Consider the following 24,504-nt stretch of genomic DNA (forward strand, 5'->3'; position numbering starts at 1 on the left):
TTCATAAGGGCGGTCGAGCCGAGGCGGAGTCCGGGCGGCGATCCGGCAAGGCGCGGTTTCGTCCGGATACCGGTGTCGTATCCGGACGCACCGTGTCGGTGGGGCCATTCCGATGCTTGGCAACAATAAAATCCGCCTCCCCGGCCCGCGGCGACTCCTTGTCGTAGTAGTCGTCGCGGTGCAGCAGGATGACAACGTCGGCATCTTGCTCGATCGAGTTGTGGGTGGCGATGCCGTTGGCGATGAAGTTGTGCTTCCCGAGCACAGTCGCGTCGAACACTTCCTGCTCACCGAGCGACTCGATGGACACTATCGAGTCCCAGAAGATGTCGTTCGTCGCGTGCAGGTCGAGGTCGGCCGCGTCGAGGACGGTGGCGATCGCCGCCAGTCGGGAACGGCTGGGCGCGCGCTTCCAGAGGGCGCTGCCACAGAACTGGGTGCCGATGGCGGCGGCGAACTCACGGTGGGTCATCCCCTGCTCGACCAAGATCTCCTTCACCCTGGTCCACACCTCGCGCGGCACGGTGTCAACGTTGGTGTTGCTCTCCGTCGACTCCAGAGCAGCGAGCAGAGCGGCGCAGTCCTCCGAGCGCTCCCCATGGACGCCAATCTCGCGCAGGAACCTCAACTGGTCGTCCCGACCGGAGATGTCGAGCGTGTACTGGGGGCGGTGTCCCACGACTGGTACGACCCGCAGCCGGGCTGTAATGCCGTACCTGAGGAGCAGTCGAGAGATGTCTTCGAGCATTCGTCGGCTCGTGGACGCGAAATAGACGCGCCCTCCGCAGCCGGTGTTACTGACGGTCACCGAACCGTCAGTAGCCCAGAGGTGCCGCAGGAAGCTGGTGATCTGCTCCTTCGGCAGGCTGAAAACGCCAGCAGGGATGAATTTCTCGTGTGACCCCAGACCGAAGAGGCCCAGCTCGTCCAACCAAGCCGCGATCGGGTTGCGCCGACCGCGAGCCAGGCGGTACGGCGCCGGCAGGCGGAGGGTTGTGACCCTCGCGGCCGCGTAGTCGTCGCGGACGGCGGAAATCCCGAAGTGCTTCGCTGCTTCCGTCACGGCCTGCAGGTTCAGCTCATCACGACTTGCGTACCGGATGGGTTGGCGGCGCACGAACGAGCCGTCGCCCAACAGGTGAGCCAGCATGACCACCTCGGCATCGACCCACGGGCGGGTGACCATTGGAGGCGGTAGGTGTCGCGGCGTGGCGATGCGATCTCCGGGCGACAGCTCACCGAGCGGCACCCACCCGGTGAACGCGAGGAAGGGGTGGTTCGCTGTGGCATCGATCTGCTTGCCCGATGCGAGGGTCAGCCGGAACACCTCGCGGGTGCCGCTGGGGAAGACGTGGGTCATGGTGCGGGGCGTATAGCGAAGGCTCTCGTCCAACGCCCAGACCGGGATTTCTTTAGCGTTGCTTGACAACAACTCACCGAGCGTGATCTCGGTGTTGTCATCCGCTCGAACCACCCGGGTCTCCGCCGTGAGGCAGCCTGATTCCCGCAAGTCGGACAATTGGGGTCGCTTGTCGGTGCGCTGCTCGGGACCACGGTTCAGCTGACTGACCGCGATGACAGGGCACTCGACCTCCTTGGCCAGCAGCTTCAAGCCACGGGACAGGTCGGCGACCTCCTGCTGGCGACTCTCGGTGCGCTTCGGCGAGGTCATCAGCTGGAGATAGTCGACCACGATCATCTTGAGGTCGTGCCGCTGCTTGAGCCGCCGGGCCTTGGCCCGGATCTCCATCAGGTTCATGCTCGGCGTGTCGTCGACGAAGAGCGGCGCCTCGCTGATCTCGCCCATGCAGCGGGCCAGCTTGGTCCAGTCGTCGTCGGAGAGTTGGCCGCTGCGCAGCACGTGCAGCGGCACCCGCGCCTCGGCGGAGAGCAGCCGCATGACGATCTCGACCTTGCTCATTTCCAGCGAGAAGATGGCCGCAGCCTGGTTGGCGCGAATAGCTGCATTTCGGGCAAAGTCCATGCTGGCGGTGCTGTTGTGCGTAGGGATCATCGCCCGGCTGGCCAGGTACAGGTGCTCGTCGTTATCGACAGTCACGCACCGGACCGGAACACTCGGGACCGGCCGGACGTCGACGATGAACCGCGAGGTCGTTCGAACATCGGAGGTGGTGCGGCGACGTTCGGCGTGCGCATCCTGCTTCCGCTTGAGCCGGAAGACGACATCCGGGGTGGAGAAGTTCAAGGTATATGCCGTTGACGACTCGGGGGTACGGCCGCGCACCGGCTTTGCGTTGACCGTGCAGCGGTAGCCGAGGCTGACGATCAGTTCGCGTACGTCATCAGCCAACTGCTTGGAGGTCGACGTGTACTGGAGGTTACCGGCGGGGGCCACGGTCCCATCGGTGTCCATCAGGCCGGCGAGCAACGCTCTGCGCTGAGCCTCGGAGGCCCGCAGGTATGTGACCGGGATGTGTTTGTTGGCAGCCACCCCGACCTGACGCAACAACCCGAGGAACGAGCCGTTCCGGTGACGGCAGTCAGCACACTTCCTGGTCGCCGGGTTCTCTCGCAACGCCCTGGTGGAAACGCCACAGTCCGCGCAGACACCGTTGCCCGGAGCAGCGGACGCGGGCCGCAGCAGGATGGTGTAGACCATTGGCCCGCTGGGCCGCACGACGAAGCCGTCCGCCTCGACGTGCGTGACCATCTCTGGATCTGCCGTGGTGAAGCGGCTGGCGTCGCTGTGCCCGTCACCGAGCCAGGCTCCCAACGTGTAGGGCGGGATCAGCAGTTCCCGATCCGGAAGTTGGATGGGAGCGCAGTTCCGTACGGCATGGTTGAGCCGCCGCGGGGTGGTGTCGGTACGCAGCGTGGCTGCGATTTGAGCGGTGGTGACGACGCCGTCGTGGTCGGCCCGGCTACCGGCCTTGACCTCCCGCTCGGCTCGTTGAAGAAGCGTGCTCAGAAGCGGACCGGCTGGGTAGCCCGGCGCAGTCCAGTTCTGTGGCTTGCCGCTGCGGACGATGGGACGGCTGATCCGGCCGACCGACCCCACCTCGCGGGCGACGGTGTGCAGGACATGCCGAAACTCCGGCCCAACCTGCTCAAGCGTGTCGAAGAGCGTGATCGGCTGGTTCCCCAGGAGGCTCAGCCGCTCGTGTGCCGCACGGACATTGGCCAGCGACGATTCGGGCCAGTACCGCCTCTGCCGCGCCGGTTCCTGCCGCCGGCTCGCCCGGGTGGTCGTCTTCCACAGATGCTCCGCGTCCGCCACGATCACGGTGCCGTCCGAGAACTCGACCTCGTAGCAGGGGCGGTCGTGCATCACGTCGAAAGCGTGCGTGACAGTGGTCGGGGAGCCGTCGGCAGCCAGTAGTTGGTCGCCCGCCTTGACCTCGCCCATCGTGGTCCAGCCGTCCGGGGTCGGCAGTGGGGTGTCGAGCGCGAGCGCCTTTCCCAGACCAGGTCGACCCGCCACGATAATCAACTGCCCAGCGTGCAGACCGTTGAGCAGCCGGTCCAGGTCGCTGAAGCCGGTGGGCACACCGGTCATCACACCGCCCTGCGCGCCCACCGCCTCGATCTCGTCAAGCGTCGGCTGCAACATGTCGGCCAGGACCGCGAAGTCCTCACTGACCCGGCGTTCGGTGACGTCGTAGACGGCCTGCTGAGCGAGGTCGACGACGTCGTCCACGTCGCGGCTGCCGCCGCTGGCGGTGCCGTAGCCCAGCTGCACGATCTTGGTGCCGGCCTCGACCAGTCGACGCAGCACCGCCCGCTCACTGACGATGCGGGCGTAGTACGCGGCGTTCGCGGCGGTGGGCACGCTGGCGATGAGCGTGTGCAGGTACGGCGCGCCGCCGATGCGTACGAGATCCCCCGAGTCGGCCAGCGCCGCCGCGACCGTGATCGAGTCGGCCGGCTCACCGCGCCCGTAGATCTCGAGGATGATGTCGAAGATGGTGGCGTGCACCGGCCGGTAGAAGTCGTTGGTCTTGAGGATCTCGACGACGTCGGCGATGGCGTCCTTGGAGAGCAGCATGCCGCCGAGGACGCACTGCTCGGCGGCGACGTCCTGGGGCGGGGTCTTGTCGAACTGGCCATCCCGCTGCGAAGGTGGCTGGCCTCCGCCGGAGCGTGGCTCTGCCCGCATGTCGTCGGTGACCGACACGGGTCCCCCCTCCACTGCGCCGGATCCAACCCCAGCTCTACCGCTGGGGTACGACACTTCTCGTCCGACCGGGCCGGTCGATCGGGGGCCATCGCCGGCGGTCGAGGGCCAACCATACGGACCCCGAGGTCAGAGACTCAACAACGCCGGTGGACGAGCCTCGGGACAACCTGTGGATCCCGGTGGACAGCATGTGCGCAGCGTGTGCACAGCCTGTGGAAAACCATTGGGGAATTCTCGGCCATAGCTCGCTGACCTGCGGGGACATGCTCCCCAGCCTGTGGAGGAGAATATTTCGGTCGGGCCTGTGACACGATCGTCCCGTACTATCTCCAGCGAACGGCTACACCTGGACAGCGGATTCCGCTTTCGGTTCAGAAGGGTCACACTCCGGCCGTGAATTACCGGGACTGGGGACGCGGCGATGGCAGCCCGCGCGAGCGCCAGCCAACCGCCTCGTGGCGTGAGCCCGCGGCGTCTGTTCCGGTTGATCCGTACGACGAGGACGGGCGCTACCGCACCTCCAGCCGGCGGCGTGCGTTGGACCGCGGCCAGGAAGAGCCTGTCGATGCCTACCTGCCCCGGTGGGCGCTGGAGTCGGGGGTCCGGCACGCGGACGGCGGCGGTCGTCACGCGGCACCGGACGAGGACGATGACGAGCTCTACCCGCCGCCCTCCGGTGCGGGCCGGCGGTCCGCCGAGTCGGCGACTTCGCAGTGGCGGGGCGGCGACACGCGTCGGCGGGAGCAGCCGGCGATCGGCCCCGCGCCAGACTCGGACCACACCCGGGAGTGGACGCTCGACCGACCGCAGGATCAGGGGTACGCCGGCCGTCGACGGGCCGACGCCGGTGGGGACGAGCCGGTCTCCGGTGCGGTCTCGGACCGTCGTCCCCGCCGCGCGCCCGCCGGCCGTCCGCAGGTGATCTGGTCGGGCGGGGATGTCGAGTCCGCCCCGACCGAGCAGGTGCCGGACGAGGCGCCGAGCCGACCCAGCCGGCGTAGCCGTCGTGCGGCGGAGGAGTCCTGGACCCGTCCGGCGGCCGACCCGTGGGTGCGCGGATCGGACCGGGTGGCGGAGCCTGAACCGTCGTACCCCCCGGCGGTGGACCCGTGGGACGCCTCGGGCGTGCACGCGTGGCCGCCTGCGGCGGGAGCGGACGGCGGGGACCTGAGCGGGCAGTGGTCGGCGGTGGAGAGCGTCGGTGGTTGGGAGCGGTCGGACCGCACCGGCCAGTGGGAGCGGTCCGCGATCGAGGATGACCAGTGGGACCGTACGCTGCCGCCGCGCTCGGATCGTTCGGTGGCGGCCGAGGGTTGGCCGAGCCGTGAGGACGGTTTCTGGTCTGGCACCCGGCTGGCCGACGACGACCCGCGGTGGATGGATCCTCCGACGTCTGCGCCACGGTCTCCGGTGGTGGGTTACACCGCTCCTCGGCCGCGCAGCTCGCCTGCACCACGGGCCGGTGTGCCGGGCGCGGGTGCGCCCCGGCGTCGGGCGGACCGGCCGGCGGTGGGCTCGGCGTCGGTGCGCCAGCGCGTCGAGTCGGCGGCCACTGGTGCCTGGGCGCGGCGTCTGGAGGACGACCTGCTGGACCCGGACCCGGGCGGGTCGGTCCGGCCCCTGTTGTACACGGCGGCCTGTTACCTGGTGCCGGCGATGCTGATCTTCGTCTGGTTGCTGACGTTGGACAGCCAGGCACCGGCGGGTTGTGTGACCGACATCAGCGGGGGTGGGTGTGACTCGGCGCGGTCCCGCGCGTTGGAGTCACTGCTCGCCGGTTCGCCGCGCTTCGGGTTGGCGCTGGTGAGCAGTCTGGTGGTGGCGGCGCTGCTGCGTCGGGTCGGTACGACGTGGCGGTCGGCGACCATCGCGGTTGCCGCCGCGGTGGTGGGCGGCGGCCTCTCCACGGTGCTGATCAGCGCGGTGACGGGCCAGCCCATCGGGTGACCCGTCGGCCGGGCTGCGGGCCGGGCCGCGCTGGCGGTGTGCGGACCGGGGCCGCGCGGGCCATCCGGGTCCGGGCAGCGTCGGATCGGATGACGTACGCACGAGGGCCCGCACCGATTACTCGGTGCGGGCCCTCGTGGTGGTGTTGCGGACGTCAGCCCTGAACGACGTTCAGGTTGAACGACGCGGTCACCTCGGGGTGCAGCTTGATCTTCACCGGGTAGGTGCCGGTCGACTTGATGTGACCGGGCACCTCCAGCCGACGCCGGTCGAGGACCGGGCCGCTGGCCGCCTTGACGGCGTCGACGATCTCGGCCGGGGTGACCGAGCCGAAGAGCCGCCCGCCGTCGCCGGCGCGGACCTTCAGGTTGACCTTGAGACCCTCGAGCTGAGCCTTGACCTCGTTGGCGTGGTCGAGGTCGCGGATCTCGCGGGCCGAACGGGCCCGCTTGATGACCGTGACCTGCTTTTCCGCGCCCTTGGTCCAGGCGATCGCGAAGCCCTGCGGCAGCAGGTAGTTACGGCCGTAGCCGTTCTTGACCTCGACGATGTCGCCCGGGGCACCGAGGCCGGACACTTCCTGAGTCAGGATGATCTTCATATCGGTGCCTCCTCTCAGCGGGTGGTGGCCGTGTACGGCAGGAGCGCCATCTCACGGGCGTTCTTGACCGCGCGGGCGATCTGCCGCTGCTGCTGCGAGGTAACGCCGGTCACCCGTCGAGCGCGGATCTTGCCGCGGTCGGAGATGAACTTCCGCAGCAGCGCGGTGTCCTTGTAATCGATATAGGTGATCCCGTCCTTGTCGAGCGGGTTCACCTTCTTCTTCGGCTTGCGAAGTGCCGCAGCCTTGGCCATTGCACGTGCTCCTGGTTTGCGATCGCGGGCGCTCGGCGCCATTAGAACGGTGGCTCCTCGTCAAAATTGGCGCCCGAACCGGCACGCGCGGGAGAGGGAGCGGCCGAAGCCCAGGGGTCGTCGAAGTTGCCTCCGCCGCCACCCTGGTTGCCACCACCACCGCCACCGAAGCCGCCGCCACCGCCGCCGGAGCGGGACATCTTCTGCACCTTCGCCGTGGCGTAGCGCAGCGACGGGCCGATCTCGTCGACCTCGAGCTCGATGACGGTGCGCTTCTCACCCTCGCGGGTCTCGTACGACCGCTGACGCAGCCGGCCCGACACGATCACCCGAGCGCCACGCTGCAGCGACTCGGCGACGTGCTCGGCGGCCTGCCGCCACACGGTGCAAGCGAGGAACAGCGGCTCGCCGTCCTTCCACTCGTTCGACGCCTTGTCCATGAAACGGGGCGTCGAAGCGACTCGGAACTTGGCGACCGCAGCCCCGGAGGGGGTGAACCGCAACTCGGGGTCATCGGTCAGATTGCCGATGACCGTGATGGTGGTGTCTCCTGCCATGACCATCTCCTCGCGCACTCAGCGTCTCGTCGTACAGGCTCCCAGAGCCCTACGACAGAGTCGCGGAGGCTGATCCGGACGAACCGGGGGTTTGAAGGCTTAGCGCATTTCCGGTCGGAGGACCTTGGTGCGCAGCACGGACTCGTTGAGTCGCAGCTGACGGTCCAGCTCGGCGACCGCAGCAGGCGTGGCCTGCAGGTCGACGACGGCGTAGATGCCCTCTGCCTTTTTGTTGATCTCGTACGCGAGGCGCCGGCGGCCCCACACGTCGGTCTTCTCAACCGAGCCACCCGCGGTCCGAATCACGTTCAGGTACGTGTCGAGCGACGGGGCGACGGTGCGTTCCTCGAGGCTGGGGTCGAGGATCACCATGATCTCGTAATGACGCAAGACGTGCTCACCTCCTGTGGGCTAAGCGGCCACGGTCCTTCCGTGGCAGGAGGTCTTGTGTCGTGGTCCGCACGCGCCGAGGGAACCCGGCCGGACGCGGACAACCTGACCAGGATACCCGGTCCGAACGATCATGCCCGGGGTGGTCGGGCCGGCACCCGGACATGCCGACGGGGGCCCACCGTCCGGCCGTCAATCGGCCGGTGGTGGACCCCCGTCTACGAGGCCGCGGGGCGTCCGGTCCGCATTCCTTGGGTGGGACCTGGGGAGGAACGACCACACCGATGAGGTTGGACCGAAGACGCCCCGCGGAGCTTTATCGTGTTGTTATCTGACGATACAACAGCACTCGTACCTTGTCGGGGGAAAAAGCACAATTTTCCGAGATCGTCGTCGCTCGGTGGCCGCTGTGCGATGGGGTCGCCCCCGCTGCGCCGGGCCGCGCAGCGGGGGTGACCTCGCTGTCGGCCGGCGACCGCCGATCACCGGGTGCGGCGCTCGCGCCACAGGCGGCACCGGAATGCTGGTCGCCGGTTCACACCCATCAACGATCGTCGGTCCGTCCGGTGACGCGACACCGCCCCGGCCGTCGCCCCGGCCGTCGGGGTCGCGACGTAGGCTCGCTCGCATGCGTATCGGAGCCCACGTCGACTCGACCGACCCGCTGGCGGAGGCGGCCGCCCGGTCCGCCGACACCGTGCAGTTCTTCCTCTCCGACCCACAGGGTTGGAAGGCACCCAAGCCGCGCGAAGACGCCGAGCGGCTGCGCGCCGCCGAGGTCGACCTGTACGTGCACGCGCCGTACGTCATCAACGTGGCCACGCTCAACAACCGCATCCGGATCCCGAGCCGAAAGCTGCTGCTCGGGCACGCCACCGCGGCCGCCGCGATCGGCGCCAAGGGCCTGATCGTCCACGGTGGGCACGTCAACGCGGGCGACGACCTGGCCGTCGGCTTCGACAACTGGCGCAAGACCTTCGCGTACGCGGCAGACTCCGGCGGCTTCGGCGTGCCGGTCCTGATCGAGAACACCGCCGGCGGCGACAACGCCTGCGCCCGACGGCTGGACGCGCTCGCCCGACTCTGGGACGCCATCGGTGACCACGAGGTCGGCTTCTGCCTGGACACCTGCCACGCGTACGCCGGCGGCGAGGAGCTGCTCGGCCTGGTCGACCGGGTAAAGGCGATCACCGGGCGGATCGACCTGGTGCACGCCAACAACTCCAAGGGTGCGTTCAACTCCGGCCAGGACCGACACGACAACCTCGGCGGCGGGACTATCGACCCGGAGCTGGTGGTGGCGGTGATCCGGGCGGCCGGCGCGCCGGTGGTCGTCGAGACACCGGGCGGCGTGGCCGGCCAGGCCGCCGACATCGACTTTCTGCGTGAGCAACTCGGAGCGGAGAGCCCGGCGGCATGACGAGCGGACAGCCCGGGACCGGCAACACCCCGCCCACCCCCACCGGCGCGGACACCGAGAGTCGACCCGCCACCACGGCCGCGCCGGGCACGCCCACCCAGCCGGCTCGCCCCTCCGACCCGGCTCGTACCTCCGACAACGCCGCCACCGAGACCACCGCGGGCTCGCCGCCGGACGTCGGTGCAGGCAGTGGAGCCGCCCCGAGTGGCGACCCCGAGGCCGCCCCCGCGACGAGCGGTCCCGCCAGCGACACGGCCCGGCGCGGCGACACGAAGGCCGCCACCAAGCAGGACGCCGCCCAGGGCGGCAGCACCACCAGCGCCAGCACCGCCAAGGACAGCACCACGACCAAGGACACCGGCGCGACCAAGGGCGGTGACGCAGGCAAGGGCGCGAAGGGTGACGACGCCGACGGTCCGGACAAGGCCGACGGCGAGGCGAAGCCCGTCGGCCCGGAGCGTTGGGAGGCGTTCGCCTCCGCGCCGGAGCCACGGCCCTCCATCTTCACTAGGGCCGGCCGCGCCGTCGGTCGGTTCCTGATCCACGAGTGGACCCTGGCCACCCTCGCCGCCACGGCACTGGCCGTGCTGATGACCTGGCCGACGCTGCGCTATCCGCGCTACACCCTCCCGCAGGACTACTGGGACCCCAGCCTGCAGGCCTGGCAGATGGCCTGGTCCGGGCACATCCTGCTGGCCGACCCGGCGCGCCTGTGGCAGTCCAACACGTTCTTCCCGGAGCTGTGGAGCTTCGCGTTCTCCGACACCCTGCTCGGGTACGCCCCGGCCGGCATGCTCGGCAGCGGTCCCGAGGACGCCATCCTGCGCTACAACATCATGTTCGTGTTGGCGCACGCGCTCGCCACGCTCGGGGCGTACGCGTTGGCCCGACAGCTCGGGGCCGGCCGGATCGGTGCCGCCGTCGCCGGTGTGAGTTACACCTACGCGCCGTGGCTGCTGGCCCAGGCCGGGCACCTGCACGTGCTCTCCAACGGGGGCATCCCGCTGGCACTGGCGATGTTGGCGCGCGGGCACGGTTGGTCCCTCCGACACGGTTACCGACCGGAGCGACGGCATGACGGCTGGGTCTACGCCGGTTGGCTGGTGGCGGCGTGGCAGCTCAGCCTCGGCTTCGGCATCGGGTTGCCGTTCGCGTACTTCCTGGCCGGCACGGTGCTGGTCGCTGCCGTCCTCTTCTTCGCGCGGCGGCTGCGCACCAGGCAGGCCGTTCCGTTCGGTCGCCGGCTGTTCACCGCCGATCTGCTCGGCGGGGTGTTGTTCGCCGGTATCGGCCTGTTGATGGCGTTCCCGTTCTACAAGGTGACCGAGCTGCACCCGTACGCCGAGCGCACCATCGCCGACATCAGCATCTTCTCGCCGCCGGCGTCGGGCTTCGTGACGGCGCCCGCGGAGTCGCGGATCTGGGGTGGGCTGCACGAGGGGGCCCGGGCGGCACTGCCGTGGCACCCGGAGATGACCCTCCTGCCGGGCTTCGTGCTCTACGCGCTCGCCGCGGGTGGGTTGTTCTTCTCGGTCTGGCGGCTGCGGCAGCGACTGCTGCTGCTGGTCGGGGTGCTGGTGACGATGGCCTTCGCGATGGGCACCCGCTTCTTCGACGGCACCTTCACCTACGTGCCACTCTTCGAGCACCTGCCGGGCTGGAGCGGGTTGCGTACCCCTGGGCGGTTGATGCTCTGGACCACGTTGTTGCTCGCCCTGCTCGCGGCGGGCGCGGTCACCGCGCTCACCGACCGGGTCCGCGAGTTGACCGCGCAACGGATCCCGTCCTGGCCGGGGCCGTGGCTGCGGATGGCCACCCTGCTGCCGCTGCTGCTGGTCACCGTCGAGGGGCTGAACACCACCCCGCATCCGGTGGTGCCGACCCAGCCGGCGGCGATGCGTTCGGCGGAAGGGCCGATGCTGGTGCTGCCCAGCAATCAGAGCCTGGACCAGCACGTGATGCTCTGGTCGACCAGCGGGTTCCCCGACGTGGTCAACGGTGGTAGCGGCTTCACGCCGCGCCAGCTCGACGACGTCCGTCGGGTGAGCCAGTCGTTCCCGGACCAGACGAGCGTCGACTACCTGCGCACGCTCGGCGTCCGCACTGTGGTGCTGCTGCGCGGCCAGGTCGCCGGCACACCGTGGGAGATCACCATTGACGCCCCGGTCGAGTCGCTCGGCATCAGCCGGCAGGAGGTCGGGGACGCTGTCGTCTATCGGCTCTGAAGCTCTTCATGGGCGGGGTTTGCGGGGGGATCCCGCCCGGCTCCGGGCGGTCAGGCTTGATCCCTGCGCCGGGCGGGCTCCCCCGCAAACCCTGGCGTGGTTCCGGCCGTAGTAGACCTTCAGGCTCTGGGTCAGGTGGTTGGGACGGGCTCGGGTTGCGGTTCGCTGCTCGTCTCTCTGCGGCGCCACCGGTCTATCCAGGGCGCGTCTGGTGCGCCGTCGAGAACGCCGCCGTCCGGGTCGTCCGGGTAGGTGGCCCGCACCGCGTCCTGCTCGGGGTGCAGGATCTCCCGCACCACAAACCCGCAGAGCACCACCACAGTGGCCAGCCGCAACGTCGAGGCCAGCACGAACACACCCTCCGGGAAGACCGGGCGGCTGGTCGCCGCGCCGAGCAGTTCGCCGTAGAAGGCGACGAAGTAGCAGACCTCGGCGATCTGCCAGGCCAGGAACGCTCCCCACTTCGGCCGGGCCAGCACCACCAGCGGGAGCAGCCAGAGGACGAACTGCTGCGACCAGACCTTGCTGAAGATGAGGAACGCCGCCACCACCAGGAAGCCGAGCTGAGCCAGCCGCGGTCGACGTGGTGCCCGCAGCGCCAGCACGGCCACGCCGAGGCAGGCCAGCCCGAACAGCGCGTACGACAGGGTGTTGAGGGTGGGGATGTTGGCGTTCAGCCACTCGAACGGACCGAGCTGGGCGGGGTCGTTGCCGACCTTGCCGTCCAGGTAGCGCCCGATGTACCAGAGCGTGCCCCAGTCGATCGGCCGGGTGGTGTTCAGCTCGAAGAACCGGTCCCAGTTCTCCGGGTACGCCCGGGCGGCCGGCAGGTTCACCAGCACCACGGCGGCGATCGCCGTACCGATGGCGGTGAGCGCGGCGCGGACCCGGTCGGCCCGTAGCGCCAGGATGAGGATCGGCCCGAGCAGGAACAGCGGCCAGAGTTTCGCGGCGCCGGCCAGCCCGAGCAGTATGCCGGCCACCGCCGGTCGTTTCCGGGCCCAGGCCAGCAGGCCGAAGGCGGCCAACCCGATGGCGAGCAGGTCCCAGTTGACGGTGGCGGTGAGCACCAGCGCCGGGGCCAGTGCGAACAGCGCCGCGTCCCAGGGTCGTCGGCGGCGCAGTGCCAGGATCACCGCCACCGTGGCCACCGCGAGCGCGCCCAGCACCAGCGCGTTGAGGTTGTAGAACCACTGCCCCTGGTTGATGCTCGGGTCGCCGTCACCGATCGCGTGCACCGGCAGGCCCAGTGCCCCCATGAAGTAGCCGGTCAGCACCGGGTACTCCACCGGGTGGTCACGGTAGGGCACCTTGCCCTCGTTGAGACCTTCGGCGTAGTAGAGGGCGAGGACGTCGGTGTAGCAGAACCGGGTGTACTGGACGTTGTTCTGCCAGGCGCCGTCCTGACACGGCGACTTCTGCACCCAGTGCAGCGCGAGCGTCAGGCAGGTCAGGGCCAGCACGATCCGGACGGCGGTCCAGAAGCGGCGCTCCCGACCGGCTGGCCGGTTCAGCGCGGTCGCGTGGTCGCCCAGTGGGCCGCCGATCGCGGCGGAGATGCCGCGGACGAACCCATCGGAGCGGGACGGGTGGTCGATGGTTCCGGCTTCGTCGATACCGGGCGTCGACTGGGTGCTCATGAAGAGGCATCCTGCCGTACGACAGGGGTGCCCGTCCCGTCCCGGCGCGGAGTTCCGGGTACGAAAACGCCGCCGCCGGCCGGGACAGGTCGTCCGGCCGGCGGCGGCGTCGTGCGCTGGTGTGGGTCAGTCCCGGTTGGGTGGCAGGCTGGGTAACAGGCCACCGCCGGCGCCACCGGGATTGCCCCCGGGGTTGCCGCCCCCGCCGGGTGTACCGCCGCCCCCGGGGTTGCCGCCCCCGCCGGGGTTACCACCGCCCCCGGGGTTGTTGTTGCAGAACAGGTCGATCAGCGGGTTACACGGCTGGTTGGGTTGATTCGACGGCGGCGGCGGTGGGGGCGGAGGCGGAGGCGCTTCGCCGTTTCCAGAGTCCGGATCGCCGACGTTCGCCGCCGGCGGGAAGTCGAGCTTCGGTTTGCCCTTCAGCGCCTCGTTCATGAACCGCTCCCAGATGTCGCCTGGGAGGTTTCCACCACTGACCTTGCGGCCGTCCTTGAGGATGAGTGGCTTGCGGTCCCGCACGTTGCCCACCCACACCGCGGTGGCCAGCTGTGGCGTGTAACCGATCATCCAGGCGTCGCCGTTGTCCTCGCTGCCGCCCTTGAGTTCCCAGGTACCGGTCTTGGAGGCCGCCTTGCGACCGTCATCGAGCCGATGGTTGACAGCGGCCGGGTAGTCCTTCAGCACTGACGTCACGTCGTCCACGACGCTCTTGTCGATTCTGCGCTTCGAGTCGAGCTTCTCGCTGTAGACCTTGTCCCACTTACCGGTGTTCGGGTTCTGCTTCTCCACCGAGTAGAGGAAGTGGGCCTTGTTGTAGACGCCGCCGTTGGCGAAGGTGGCGACGCCGTTGGCGTGGTCCAGCACGGTGATCGGGTACTGGCCGTAGCCGACCACGTTGAAGAACGGCTCCGGCGTGACGTCCTTCGCGTCGGTCTTGGTCAGGTCGTAGGCCTTCGCCGGGTTGGTGTCAGTACGCCACATGGTGGTGACACCGGCCTGCTTGGCCATGTCGACGACCTTGTCCGCGCCGATCTCCTCCGTGACGTAGTAGAACGGCACGTTGAGGGACTTCAGCGTGGACACCCTGAGGGTGCAGGAGTTGCCGCAGGAGGGGTTGTCGGTGCCGGCGTTGCTGACCTTGAAGGTGCCTGTCGGCTTGAAAGCCTTGCCCTTCCACCGGGACTCGAGCGACTTCTTCTCCTTGAGCGCCGCCGCCAGGGTGTAGATCTTGAAGCTTGATCCGGGGGAGTGACCACCACTGATCGCCCCGGTGGAGTCGGTGTTCTTGCCGGCGTAGTCGGTGCCGGTGCCGTTGTCACCGCCGTAGTACGCGACGACCCGACCGTTGGTGGGGTCGATCGCCACCACCGCGGCCATGATGTTGCTCCGCTCACCGGCCAACTCGGAGCCCTTGGACTTGCGCTGGGCCGTCTCGACCGCCGCGGCCTGCATCTTGGTGTCCACCGTGGTGCGGATCCGGTAACCGCCGGCCATCAGCGCCTGGGAGCACAGCGGCTTGGCGTCGGTCACCTCCGCGTCCTTCTCGACGCAGATGCCCCTGTCCCGCATCTCCTGGCGGACGTAGTTGATGACGTTGCCGTACGGGGTGTCGACGCCGAAGTCGACGCCGATGCCGCCCTTCTTCGGGGCCTTGATGCTCTTCATCGGGTACTCGGTAGGCCGCGGCTCCTTGCCGGGCACACCGAGCCAGCCCTCCTTGACCATGCCGTCGATCACGTAGTTCCAGCGGTCCTGGGCGTCGGTCGGGTTGATCGCCGGGTCGTACCCCTGGTGGGTGGAGCTGGGTTCCGGTTGCTTGATCAGGGCTGCGAGCACCGCGCCCTCGGCCGGCTTGAGGTCCTTCACCGACTTACCGAAGTAGGTCTGCGACGCCGCCTCGATGCCGTAGGCACCCCGGCCGAAGTAGATCACGTTGAGGTAGTGCTGCATGATCTGCGGCTTCGTGTACTCGTCGTTGAGCTTGGAGGCGAGGATCGCCTCCTTCACCTTCCGGGCGTACGTGTCGTCCTTCAGGTTGTCGTAGGCGTTACGCGCGTACTGCTGGGTGATGGTGGAGGCACCCTGCTTGTCGCCGCCGGAGAGGTTGTTCCAGCCGGCACGGGCGATGCCCTTGTAGTCCACACCGGAGTGCCGGTAGAAGTTCCGGTCCTCGGCGGCGGCCACCGCGTCCTGCACGTACTGCGGAATCTGGTCGATGGTGACCAGGGTGCGGTTCTGATCCCCCACCTTGGCGATGATCGTCTTGTTGTCGAAGGCGTACAGCGTGGTCGCCTGCGGCGGGGTGATCTCGTCCGGGAGCACCACGTTCGTCGAGTAGTAGGTGAACCCGACCACGCCGATGCCGGCGAGCATGATGAAGACGGCGAACCCGGCGATCAGCAGGTTCATCCGCTTGCGCTTCTTGGCCCGCGCCGCGGCACCCGGGTCACCCGGACCACGACCGCCCCGACCGGGACCGCCCGGGCCTCCCGGCCCATTGGGCCCGCCCGGCCCACCGGAGACCGGTGAGACGCTCGCCCGAGCGACCGCCGCACGACCGCCGACCGACGCGGAGCCGACGCTGGCCCGGCCCGCCGAGGCGGTGCCGACCGAGGCGGCCCCGACGGCCGCGGCGCCGACCGCCGCCCGTCCTGCCGGTGCGCCCGGCGCCGGGGAGACGGGCACCGAGGCCCGACCGGCGCCAGCGCGACCGGTGGCGGCCACACCCGGTGCCGGCGATACCGGCACCGAGGCCCGTCCGGCCCGGCCCGGCGATGCCGAACCCACCGAGGCGGATCCGGCGGCCGCGCCGCCACGCGGCGGCACCGAGGCGGAGCCGCCAACCGTGGCGCGACCACCGGCAGCCCGTGGTGTCACCGAGGCCCGGCCTGGGGTTGCCGTGCCTCGGTCGGAGGCTGACCAGCCGCTCCCGCCGGAGTCACCGCCGGGTCTGCGGTACGCGTCGTCCGCGCCCGGTCCGGGGTCACCGTCGGGACCCGAGTGCTGGGTCCGTCCGCGCGCAGAACTGGGATCGCCGTACGAGTTCATTCCTCACACCCTGCCGGTCGCGGTGGGGCGCTGCTGCGCCGCCACCGGGTTGCCGTGAGTTGCTTCACCCGGGGCGCCGGCACGGGGGTGCCGGCCGACCGGGGTCATTGCCGTATCAATCGGGCCAATCGGACCACCATCCAGTCGACCGTCCCGGGTTACGTCCGCGGCCCCGGGGCCGGTACAACCAGCTGAGATCACCGTTGCGCCTCTCGCCTCCGCCGGCCGGCGCCTTCGGCGCCCGCCGCGTCCTGCTCGCCGGTGCCGTCGCTGTCGGCGGCCAGACCGTCCCGGCCGAGCAGGTACTGCTCGACGAGATGGTTCCAGTCACAACCGAGGCACACCTCCACCACGAAGACCTGGAACTCACGCAGCGTCATCGCCAGCACTGGCAACTCGGCAAGTGTCCGGGCCTGCCCGGCGGACTGCTTGAGTTCGTCACCGTAAATGTAGTGGACGAGGGTCAGGTTTTCGCTGCGGCAGATCGGGCAGCGCCGGTCGGTCGGCTCACCATGGAACCGAGCGGCGTTCTTCAGGTACGGCGACGCGTCGCAGACGTCGTACGTGCCGACTCGGCCGGCCAGGAGCTCACGCAGCACCGCTCGCTTCTGAAGCGAGTAGTCGACGACCTGGCGCTGCGTACGCATGCGGAGAAGGGTACGCGGTCCGGCCCGAGCAGGCGACCGCGCTCACATTCCGTGACGACGACATCTCGGAACGGGGGTTTGCCCCGACCCCCGCGACCCGCTAACGTGCGATGTATCGGTCCGATACATCGCGGCGGTTATCACTCCACGCCGGAGGGTAAAGAGAGGGTGGCCCCGTGCTCGAGTTCGCCATCCTCGGCCTCCTGCAGGAGTCTCCGATGCACGGCTATGAGCTGCGCAAGGAGCTGACCGCCAAACTCGGCGCGATCCGGGCGGCGATCAGCTACGGCTCGCTCTACCCCACGCTACGCAGGCTGCAGGCGGCGGGATGGATCACCGAAGCTGCTGAGACGCCCGCCACTGCCGAGGAGGTTCCCGCGCTGACCAGCCGACGAGGTCGGGTGGTCTACAAAATCACCGCGGAAGGCAAGGAACGCTTCGCCCAGCTGATCGCACAGGCCGGGCCCGAGACGTACGACGACACGGGCTTCGGGGTGCACTTCGCGTTCTTCGCCCGGACCGACCAGGCGACCCGACTGCGCATTCTGGAGGGTCGCCGCCGCAAGATCGAGGAGCGTCGCGAAGGGCTTCGTGACGTGCTGGGCCGGGCGGCCGAGCGCCTCGACGCTTACACGCTGGAACTGCAGCGCCACGGTCTTGATGCCTGTGAGCGCGAGGTCCGCTGGCTGGAGGAGCTCATCGCCAACGAGCGCTCCGGCCGAGCCCCGACGGTCCCGAACATCGGGACAGCCGGCGGCCGACGAGAAGACAACAGCCCGCCTCCGCCTGGAGAGACCAGGAATGAGCGGCCGTGACAGAAAAGAAGGAGGCAGACGCTATGGGCTCCGTCCGCGTCGCCATCGTCGGTGTGGGTAACTGCGCCTCGTCCCTGGTTCAGGGCGTCGAGTACTACCGGAACGCCAACCCGAACGACCGCGTCCCGGGTCTCATGCACGTCGCCTTCGGCGACTACCACGTCAACGCCGTGGAGTTCGTCGCGGCATTCGACGTGGACGCCAAGAAGGTGGGCATGGACCTCGCGGAGGCGATCGTCGCCAGCGAGAACAACACCATCAAGCTCTGCGACGTGCCGCCGACCGGCGTGACGGTGCAGCGCGGTCCGACCTTCGACGGTCTGGGCCAGTACTACCGCGAGATCGTCGAGGAGTCGGACGCCACCCCGGTCGACGTGGCGCAGGCGCTGCGTGACGCGCAGGTCGACGTCGTCGTCTGCTACCTCCCGGTCGGCTCCGAGCAGGCCGCCAAGTTCTACGCCCAGGCCGCGATCGACGCCGGCTGCGCGTTCGTCAACGCCCTGCCGGTCTTCATCGCCTCCGACCCCGAGTGGGCCCAGAAGTTCACCGACGCCGGCCTGCCGATCGTCGGTGACGACATCAAGAGCCAGGTCGGCGCCACCATCGTGCACCGCGCCCTCGCGAAGCTCTTCGAGGACCGTGGCGTCGAGCTGCTGCGCACGTACCAGCTCAACTTCGGCGGCAACATGGACTTCATGAACATGCTGGAGCGCAAGCGCCTGGTCTCGAAGAAGATCTCGAAGACCCAGTCGGTGACCTCGCAGATCCCGCACGAGATGAGCAAGAGCGACGTGCACATCGGCCCGTCGGACCACGTGCCGTGGCTGGACGACCGCAAGTGGGCGTACATCCGCCTCGAGGGCCGTTCGTTCGGTGACACCCCGCTCAACGCCGAGCTCAAGCTCGAGGTGTGGGACTCCCCGAACTCGGCCGGCGTCATCATCGACGCGGTCCGGGCCGCGAAGATCGCCCTGGACCGGAAGATCGGCGGCCCGATCCTGTCGGCCTCGTCGTACTTCATGAAGTCCCCGCCGGTGCAGTACGCCGACCACGACGCCCACCAGGCCGTCGAGGAGTTCATCGCCGGTGAGGTCGCGCGCTGACGCGCTGAGTCACCAAGCAGGTCGAAGGGCCGGGTCCGCGTGGACCCGGCCCTTCGCCGTGGGTCCGCCGCCATCGCGGGTACGAGGGCGGTCCCGTGATTCACGGCACCTCTTCCGGAACCACAGGTGACCGGGCGGCTGGGCGCGCCGGTGGCGATCCTCGTCGCGGTGGTCCTGCCGACCCTGCCACCGGCCAACGCCTTCTTCCGGTCACGGACCCCGGTCGACCCGCCGTGGCCCGGCGCAACGACACCCGGCACCGGCCGGGAGGGGTCGCCCAGCACCGGCTGAGGCCCGCCGAGGTGGTTCAGGACCAGGCGCGTCGCAGCGCGACCCCGGCCTCCAACTCCAGCAGCTTGACCTTGCGGGGCAGGCCCCCACCGAAGCCGACCAGCTTGCCGCCCGCGCCGACGATCCGGTGACACGGCACGATCACCGGGATCGGATTGCGGTTGCAGGCCACCCCGACCGCCCGTGCCGCCCCAGGATCGCCGACCAGGCGCGCCACCTCCCCGTACGTCAGCGTCTGCCCGTACGGAATCCGCGTCATCTCACGCCACACGGCGCGCTCGAAGTCGGAGCCGCGTGGCGGCGACACCGGGACGGTGAACCCGGTCAGCTCACCGGCGAAGTACGCCCGCAGCTCGTCGACGGCCTGCCGGGACAGCGCGTCGTCGGGCGCCTCGGCGGCTGCCTCGACCCGCCCGAAATGCGCACCGCAGACGCTGGTGCCGTCGGTGGCGACGGAGAACTCACCGATCGGTGCGTCGAGCACGGTCCAGCGCATCCACCCATTCTCCCTGTCCCGGACTCCTTCGCCGGCGCGGCTACCAGCGCCGGGCCGAGTCCCACTACTCGGCGGACCGGATCGCCTCCGCCGCCCGCTCGGTGAAGGTGGGCGCTGCCCTTTTCCGATCACCGTCAGCGATTCGGCAGCGGTAGATCATCTTGCCCTCTCGCCGGCTCGTTCGGCGTTGCGCGGCGTCGATACCGTCAAGGTCGTGGCATCGGGGACGCTCATCTTTCTGATCATCGGCGGGGCGGGCATCGGTGTGCTCGCACTCGCCCTGCTCGGCACCGAACTGCTCCAGTTCGGGCACCCCGACGTGGACGGGCCGATCTCGGTCGAGACGGTCGCCGGCTTCGCCGGGGCGTTCGGGTTCGGCGGCGCCATCGTCAACGAACTGCTCGGTGCGCGTACCCCAGGCATGGTCGTCGGGGCGGTGGTCGGTGGGGTGCTCGCGGCCGTGCCCACCGGATGGTTGGCGTCCCGGCTGAGCCGGGCGGCGCGCAACATGCGCACCGACGCCACCCCCACCCGTGACGACCTGGTCGGCGCGCTCGGCCTGGTCGTCACCCCGGTGCCGGCCGACGGGTACGGCGAGGTCCGCGTTCGCCTCGCCGGCCAACCGGTCAAGCTCAGCGCCCGCGCGGACCAACCGATCCCGATCGGCGCCCAGGTCTTCGTCGTGCAGGCGCTCAGCGAGACCAGCGTGCACGTCGAGACCTACTGATCAACCCCTCGTAGACGGGACTGCTCATATGGCACTACTCATCGCCATCGGCGGCGCGGTTCTCCTCGCGCTCATCCTGGTGCTCTTCGTGCTCTCCCGGATCAAGGTGGCCGGGCCGAACGAGGCGTTCATCGTCACCGGCCGCAAGGGCCGCACCACGCAGACCGCCGACGGTGGGCGGTCCACCGACACCTCCGGGCAGAAGGTCGTGCTCGGCGCTTCGGTCTTCGTGCTGCCGGTGGTGCAGAAGCTCCAGTCCCTGGACCTGTCCAGCCGACGGATCGACGTCGGCATCCGGGGCGCGGTGAGCAAGCAGGGCATCCGCGCCGACCTGCACGGGGTGGCGATCGTCAAGGTCGGTGGCACCGAGGACGCGATCCGGGCCGCCGCCCAGCGGTTCCTGCACCAGCAGGACGAGATCGACAACTTCACCCGGGAGGTGCTGGCCGGCGCGCTGCGCTCGATCGTCGGCCGGCTCACCGTCGAGGAGGTCATCCGGGACCGGGCGGCGTTCGCCAGCGCGGTGGCCGAGGAGGCCGAGCACTCGATGACCAACCAGGGTCTGGTGCTGGACACCTTCCAGCTCCAGGACATCCTCGCCGAGGGCTCCTACCTGCAGGACCTGGGCCGGCCCGAGGCCGCCCGGGTGCTCAAGGACGCGGCGATCGCCGAGGCGCGGGCCCGGCAGCAGGCCGAGCAGGAGCGGCTGCTCGCCGAGGAGGCCATCGCCGAGGCGAACCGGAACCTGGCCCTCAAGCAGGCCGGCATCCAGGCCGAGATCGACGCCGCGAAGGCGAAGTCCGCGGCGGCCGGGCCGCTCGCCCAGGCCGAGCGGGACCAGGCGATCCTCTCCGAGCAGCAGAAGGTGGCCGAGCGCAACGCCGAACTCAAGCAGCGCCAACTCGACACCGAGGTGCGCAAGCCGGCCGACGCCGCCCGGTACAAGGTGGAACAGGAGGCCGAGGCGGCCCGCAACGCTGCGGTGCTGCACGCCGACGCGCAGCGCCAGTCCGTCATCGCCGCCGCGCAGGCCTCCGCCGAACAGGCCCGCCTCACCGGTGAGGGTGAGCGGGCACGGCGGGCCGCGCTCGCCGAGGCGAACGCCATCGAGGGCGCCAAGGAGGGTGAGGCCGAGCAGCGTCGGCGCTCCGCGATCGCCGAGGCGGTGGAGCGGGAGGGTCAGGCCGAGGCCGCGGCCATCCTGGCGAAGGGTGAGGCCGAAGCGGACGCGATGGCGCGCAAGGCCGAGGCGTTCGCCGCGTACGGCGAGGCGGCCGTGCTGGACCTGCTGGTCAAGGTGCTGCCGCAGGTCGTCGAGGCGGCCAGTGCGCCGATCGGGGCGATCGACAAGATGACGGTCATCTCCACCGACGGCGCGTCGTCGCTGACGAAGTCGGTGGCCGGCAACGTGGCCCAGGGCCTCCAGCTCGGCAGCGACCTCACCGGGATCGACCTGCCCGGCCTGCTGGCGCGGCTCGGCTCGGCGTCGACCCCGGCCGGCAACGGTGCCGCATCCGTCGACGGGAAGGCCGTCGAGAGCCGCTGACGCCATCGTGGTCGGTCAACCGCATCGACCAGAAGACGGCTCCCGCCACCGGTGAGGTGACGGGAGCCGTCGGCTCAGGAAACGTGACCGAATCAGGCGGGAGGCGCCGGAACGGTGTGACCGGCGAACTCTCCGGCCGATGCGACTGACACACCACCTGGCGGAACCTGACGCTGGTACACCCGCGTGGCGTCGCCGAAGTTCCGGTAGACGATCATCCACCCGTTGCCGCTGCTGTTGACGATCGGGCTGACAGTCGGATCGGTTGCGGCCGGGTCGCTGTAGTCCGGATTGACGCGCGCCCAGTCACCCCAGCTACCCGAGCCGGCGGATGCCTCGAAGACCCGGTAGATCTCGTTGTCCGAACCCCGCACCACCACCGCCGTCCGTCCGAGTGCCGGATCGAGGATCACGGCGGGCGGTCCGGCGGCGATCTGGGCGCCGATGCCGTTCCAGTTGGAGGACCATGTACCGCTGAGGTCCTGCTGCTTCACCACCACGGAGCCGTCAGCGGCACGGGCGAAGATGGCCGTACGGTAACCGGGGTGGACGAGCGCGGCAGGAGCACCGGTAACGGTGCCCCCGAGATCTGTCCAGGACGACGACAAGGACCCGTCGTTGGCGTAGACAGTGGTCTTGACCGAACCGGCAGCGGTGGTGCCGATGATCCGCAGGCCAGTGTCGATGTTCACCGCCGTGACCGAACCCACCAGGCCGGCGCTGCCCAGGCTCGCCCACCGAGGGCTGCTGTCCGACTGCCGGTAGTGCCAGAGCCGGCCATCGACGTCGACGCCGAAGATGACGCTTGTGCCGTCGCTGAGCATGGCTGCCGTCGGCGGGCCGGCCATCGATCCACCGATGGTGGCGATCGGTCCCCAGGTCGCCGCGCCCTCGGCGGTCTGGCTGCCGGCCCAGATGGTGGCGTTGGTGTGCCGGACGGTCACCTGGACGGGCTTGCCGCCGGGCTGATTCAGCGCCGGTTGCCCGGTAAGAGCCTCCAAACCGGAAGCGGGGTTCCACTGGATGCTGGAGAAGTCGTCCGGGTTGCTCTGGTGACCGATCCGCAGTCGCCCAGAGTTGTCCACGAAGGCGTACTCGATGGTTCCGACGGCGGTACCGGCCGGCTTGGCCTGGAGCACCGAAGTTCGGGAGTACGTGGCGATCGGCAGGGGGGTCACCGGGTCGGCGAACCAGCCCTGGAGATCGACCACCAGATGCACGGTGCCGCTTGAGGTGTTGCGGAAGCGCACCTTCCCCTCGGAGTTGACCTGTGCCACCAGGAGGCTGGATCGGGCCGACTCACCAGAGTTGAATTGAAGTGCCGGGCCGAGAATAGGGGGATCCGTACCAAAGGAACCCTCTGCGACGCTAAAGGCCCCGCTTGCGGCAGGCCGGACAGCTGTGGCGTTCAGGACAACGCCAGCAACACCTCGGACCGGCAGCCCATTAGTGCCGCCGACAGCGACATCAACACTGGCACCGGCCGCGATCGGCGCCCCATTACCGATGCTGCGGGTGTCGATCAGCCGGCTGGCATCCACCGCGCGCAGGCCGGCCCCCGTCGTCGGGCTGTCGGTGAAGTATCCCTGCACCGTGATGACGACATCGATCGCCGAACCAGCGTTGACGAGCTGAACGACGTGGCTGCCGTCTCCCTTGAGCTTCACACTCACTGCCATCGAGGTGTTGCCGGCCCGATAATCAATGCCAGTGGCGGAAAGACTGTCCGAACCGATGGTCAACCAGCCGCCAGACGTCGCGCCGATGACGGCCACGTCCGCCAGCACCGCCTTGGCAGTGCTCGGCAGCGCGAATGACCCCCCGCTGGGCTTGCGTTGCCCCAAGGTGACACTCCGAGTTTCGCCGCTCGCCAGTTTCCGCGGTAGCCCCCAGAACCTGTGGCGGGTATCGGTCATCACAATGTGATCCATCGCCACGAAGCCGGAGCCGATTCCGCCGGTGTTGGTCGTGAAATAGCCCTGCACGTCCAACTTCAGGTTGACCTTGCCGGCTTGGTTGTGTAGGGCGATCTTGCCGTTCGCCCCGACCTTCACCACCACCGAATTCGAGATGACCTCACCGGTTGAGGCGTTCAGCGATGAGGCGGCTGGCCTCGTGGCCTGGTCCGGGTAGACAGTCACAAAAGTGTTGACCGTCGGGCTGATCGCCGTCACGTCGACCAAGAGCGCGCTGACCCCGTTGGCTGGCACACCGCCGACTCCGAGAGCACTGACAGTGGCCACGGTATCTGCGTCCCGAGGGCCGGTGTAGCCCCCAGTACCACTGCGGGTGTCCAGCAGCACGGTTTGGTTGATCGGGACGTAGTCGCCGCCCTTACCTGCGGCGTCGGCATGGACCGCCCCAGCCGGAACGACTACTGTTCCGACGGCCATAAGGAGAAGGACTGCCAGTAGCCTTACCACTGCCGTTCGATTACTGACCCGATAATGCAACGGTACCGCCTCTCGTAAGTTTGGATCGAACTTCCACCCCCGATGTTGGAACAGGGTGGGGTCGAACGGCATGAAGTCGTGAATTGCCACCTCAATGCCTGAACATTGGCCCCGCCCAGCCAGGTGTGAGCAACGGCAGGACAGGGAGCAGCACGCCGAATGATTGGCGCAGAACAGCAGTTCCGGCACCCGACGGTGCGGCA

18 protein-coding genes are annotated in these 24,504 nt (G+C 69.2%); 8 read left to right on the forward strand and 10 right to left on the reverse strand.

The features are described 5' to 3' along the window. Nucleotide 1: 1 nt before the first annotated feature. Nucleotides 2-4,117, reverse strand: coding sequence for a replicative DNA helicase (locus IF22_RS35630; protein ID WP_342446905.1), 4,116 nt, complete (start codon nucleotides 4,115-4,117; stop codon nucleotides 2-4). Between the two features lie 414 nt (nucleotides 4,118-4,531). Here IF22_RS35630 and IF22_RS0113445 point away from each other — a divergent pair, with 414 nt between their 5' ends. Next, entirely contained in the window at nucleotides 4,532-6,085 is a 1,554-nt protein-coding gene (locus tag IF22_RS0113445; protein ID WP_030331805.1) for a hypothetical protein, read from the forward strand. A gap of 154 nt (nucleotides 6,086-6,239) precedes the next feature. Here IF22_RS0113445 and rplI read toward each other — a convergent pair whose 3' ends face one another. The 4 genes from rplI to rpsF all read right to left on the reverse strand — a co-directional run bounded on the left by rplI (nucleotide 6,240) and on the right by rpsF (nucleotide 7,887). Further along, nucleotides 6,240-6,686, reverse strand: coding sequence for a 50S ribosomal protein L9 (rplI, locus tag IF22_RS0113450; RefSeq protein WP_030331806.1), 447 nt, complete (start codon nucleotides 6,684-6,686; stop codon nucleotides 6,240-6,242). Between the two features lie 14 nt (nucleotides 6,687-6,700). Further along, the gene (gene rpsR, locus IF22_RS0113455; RefSeq protein WP_013289355.1) at nucleotides 6,701-6,940 is read right to left on the reverse strand and encodes a 30S ribosomal protein S18; all 240 of its coding nucleotides are present in this window, start codon (nucleotides 6,938-6,940) and stop codon (nucleotides 6,701-6,703) included. 41 nt (nucleotides 6,941-6,981) lie between these two features. Then, on the reverse strand, nucleotides 6,982-7,515 hold the full coding sequence (locus IF22_RS0113460) for a single-stranded DNA-binding protein (RefSeq protein ID WP_030331808.1): 534 nt from the start codon (nucleotides 7,513-7,515) through the stop codon (nucleotides 6,982-6,984). Between the two features lie 81 nt (nucleotides 7,516-7,596). After that, a complete protein-coding gene (rpsF, locus tag IF22_RS0113465) occupies nucleotides 7,597-7,887 on the reverse strand; it encodes a 30S ribosomal protein S6 (protein ID WP_036411437.1) in 291 nt (96 codons plus the stop codon). A gap of 628 nt (nucleotides 7,888-8,515) precedes the next feature. Between rpsF and IF22_RS0113470 the strand changes: the two genes are divergently transcribed. Together IF22_RS0113470 and IF22_RS0113475 are read left to right on the forward strand one after the other, a co-directional pair. Then, nucleotides 8,516-9,307, forward strand: coding sequence for a deoxyribonuclease IV (locus IF22_RS0113470; RefSeq protein ID WP_030331813.1), 792 nt, complete (start codon nucleotides 8,516-8,518; stop codon nucleotides 9,305-9,307). Next, entirely contained in the window at nucleotides 9,304-11,532 is a 2,229-nt protein-coding gene (locus IF22_RS0113475; protein ID WP_030331815.1) for a hypothetical protein, read from the forward strand. The genes IF22_RS0113470 and IF22_RS0113475 overlap by 4 nt, the downstream gene beginning before the upstream one ends. 131 nt (nucleotides 11,533-11,663) lie before the next feature. Here IF22_RS0113475 and IF22_RS0113480 read toward each other — a convergent pair whose 3' ends face one another. The 3 genes from IF22_RS0113480 to IF22_RS0113490 all read right to left on the reverse strand — a co-directional run bounded on the left by IF22_RS0113480 (nucleotide 11,664) and on the right by IF22_RS0113490 (nucleotide 16,870). After that, nucleotides 11,664-13,172, reverse strand: a complete 1,509-nt coding sequence (locus IF22_RS0113480) for a glycosyltransferase family 87 protein (RefSeq protein WP_030331817.1) — start codon at nucleotides 13,170-13,172, stop codon at nucleotides 11,664-11,666. Between the two features lie 126 nt (nucleotides 13,173-13,298). Then, nucleotides 13,299-16,223: a transglycosylase domain-containing protein gene (locus IF22_RS0113485; protein WP_030331819.1), complete on the reverse strand. Its 2,925-nt coding sequence runs from the start codon at nucleotides 16,221-16,223 to the stop codon at nucleotides 13,299-13,301. A 197-nt stretch (nucleotides 16,224-16,420) separates the two neighbouring features. Further along, nucleotides 16,421-16,870, reverse strand: a complete 450-nt coding sequence (locus tag IF22_RS0113490; RefSeq protein ID WP_030331821.1) for a DUF5318 domain-containing protein — start codon at nucleotides 16,868-16,870, stop codon at nucleotides 16,421-16,423. Between the two features lie 176 nt (nucleotides 16,871-17,046). On the opposite strand from IF22_RS0113490, the gene IF22_RS0113495 reads away from it, so the two are divergent. The 3 genes from IF22_RS0113495 (at nucleotide 17,047) to IF22_RS34995 (ending at nucleotide 19,079) form a co-directional block, all read left to right on the forward strand. Continuing rightward, nucleotides 17,047-17,685, forward strand: a complete 639-nt coding sequence (locus IF22_RS0113495) for a PadR family transcriptional regulator (protein ID WP_030331823.1) — start codon at nucleotides 17,047-17,049, stop codon at nucleotides 17,683-17,685. A gap of 23 nt (nucleotides 17,686-17,708) precedes the next feature. Continuing rightward, nucleotides 17,709-18,788 (forward strand): inositol-3-phosphate synthase, encoded by a 1,080-nt coding sequence (locus IF22_RS0113500; RefSeq protein ID WP_030331825.1) that lies wholly within the window; start codon nucleotides 17,709-17,711, stop codon nucleotides 18,786-18,788. A 126-nt stretch (nucleotides 18,789-18,914) separates the two neighbouring features. Continuing rightward, nucleotides 18,915-19,079 carry a hypothetical protein gene (locus IF22_RS34995; RefSeq protein ID WP_156057535.1) on the forward strand — a complete coding sequence of 55 codons (165 nt, stop codon included), beginning with the start codon at nucleotides 18,915-18,917 and terminating at the stop codon, nucleotides 19,077-19,079. 16 nt (nucleotides 19,080-19,095) lie between these two features. Here IF22_RS34995 and IF22_RS0113510 read toward each other — a convergent pair whose 3' ends face one another. Beyond that, a complete protein-coding gene (locus tag IF22_RS0113510) occupies nucleotides 19,096-19,575 on the reverse strand; it encodes a methylated-DNA--[protein]-cysteine S-methyltransferase (RefSeq protein ID WP_030331827.1) in 480 nt (159 codons plus the stop codon). Nucleotides 19,576-19,789: 214 nt separating this feature from the next. On the opposite strand from IF22_RS0113510, the gene IF22_RS0113515 reads away from it, so the two are divergent. Then, nucleotides 19,790-20,302, forward strand: coding sequence for an NfeD family protein (locus IF22_RS0113515; protein ID WP_036411488.1), 513 nt, complete (start codon nucleotides 19,790-19,792; stop codon nucleotides 20,300-20,302). A 28-nt stretch (nucleotides 20,303-20,330) separates the two neighbouring features. Beyond that, a complete protein-coding gene (locus IF22_RS0113520) occupies nucleotides 20,331-21,848 on the forward strand; it encodes a flotillin family protein (RefSeq protein WP_030331832.1) in 1,518 nt (505 codons plus the stop codon). A gap of 92 nt (nucleotides 21,849-21,940) precedes the next feature. Here the strand turns inward: IF22_RS0113520 and IF22_RS0113525 are convergent, their stop codons facing one another. Then, nucleotides 21,941-24,091, reverse strand: a complete 2,151-nt coding sequence (locus tag IF22_RS0113525) for a DUF8189 domain-containing protein (RefSeq protein ID WP_156057538.1) — start codon at nucleotides 24,089-24,091, stop codon at nucleotides 21,941-21,943. Nucleotides 24,092-24,504: the final 413 nt, after the last annotated feature.

Source organism: Micromonospora parva (genome assembly GCF_000718515.1).
In the GTDB taxonomy this organism is placed as follows: Bacteria; Actinomycetota; Actinomycetes; order Mycobacteriales; family Micromonosporaceae; genus Micromonospora; species Micromonospora parva.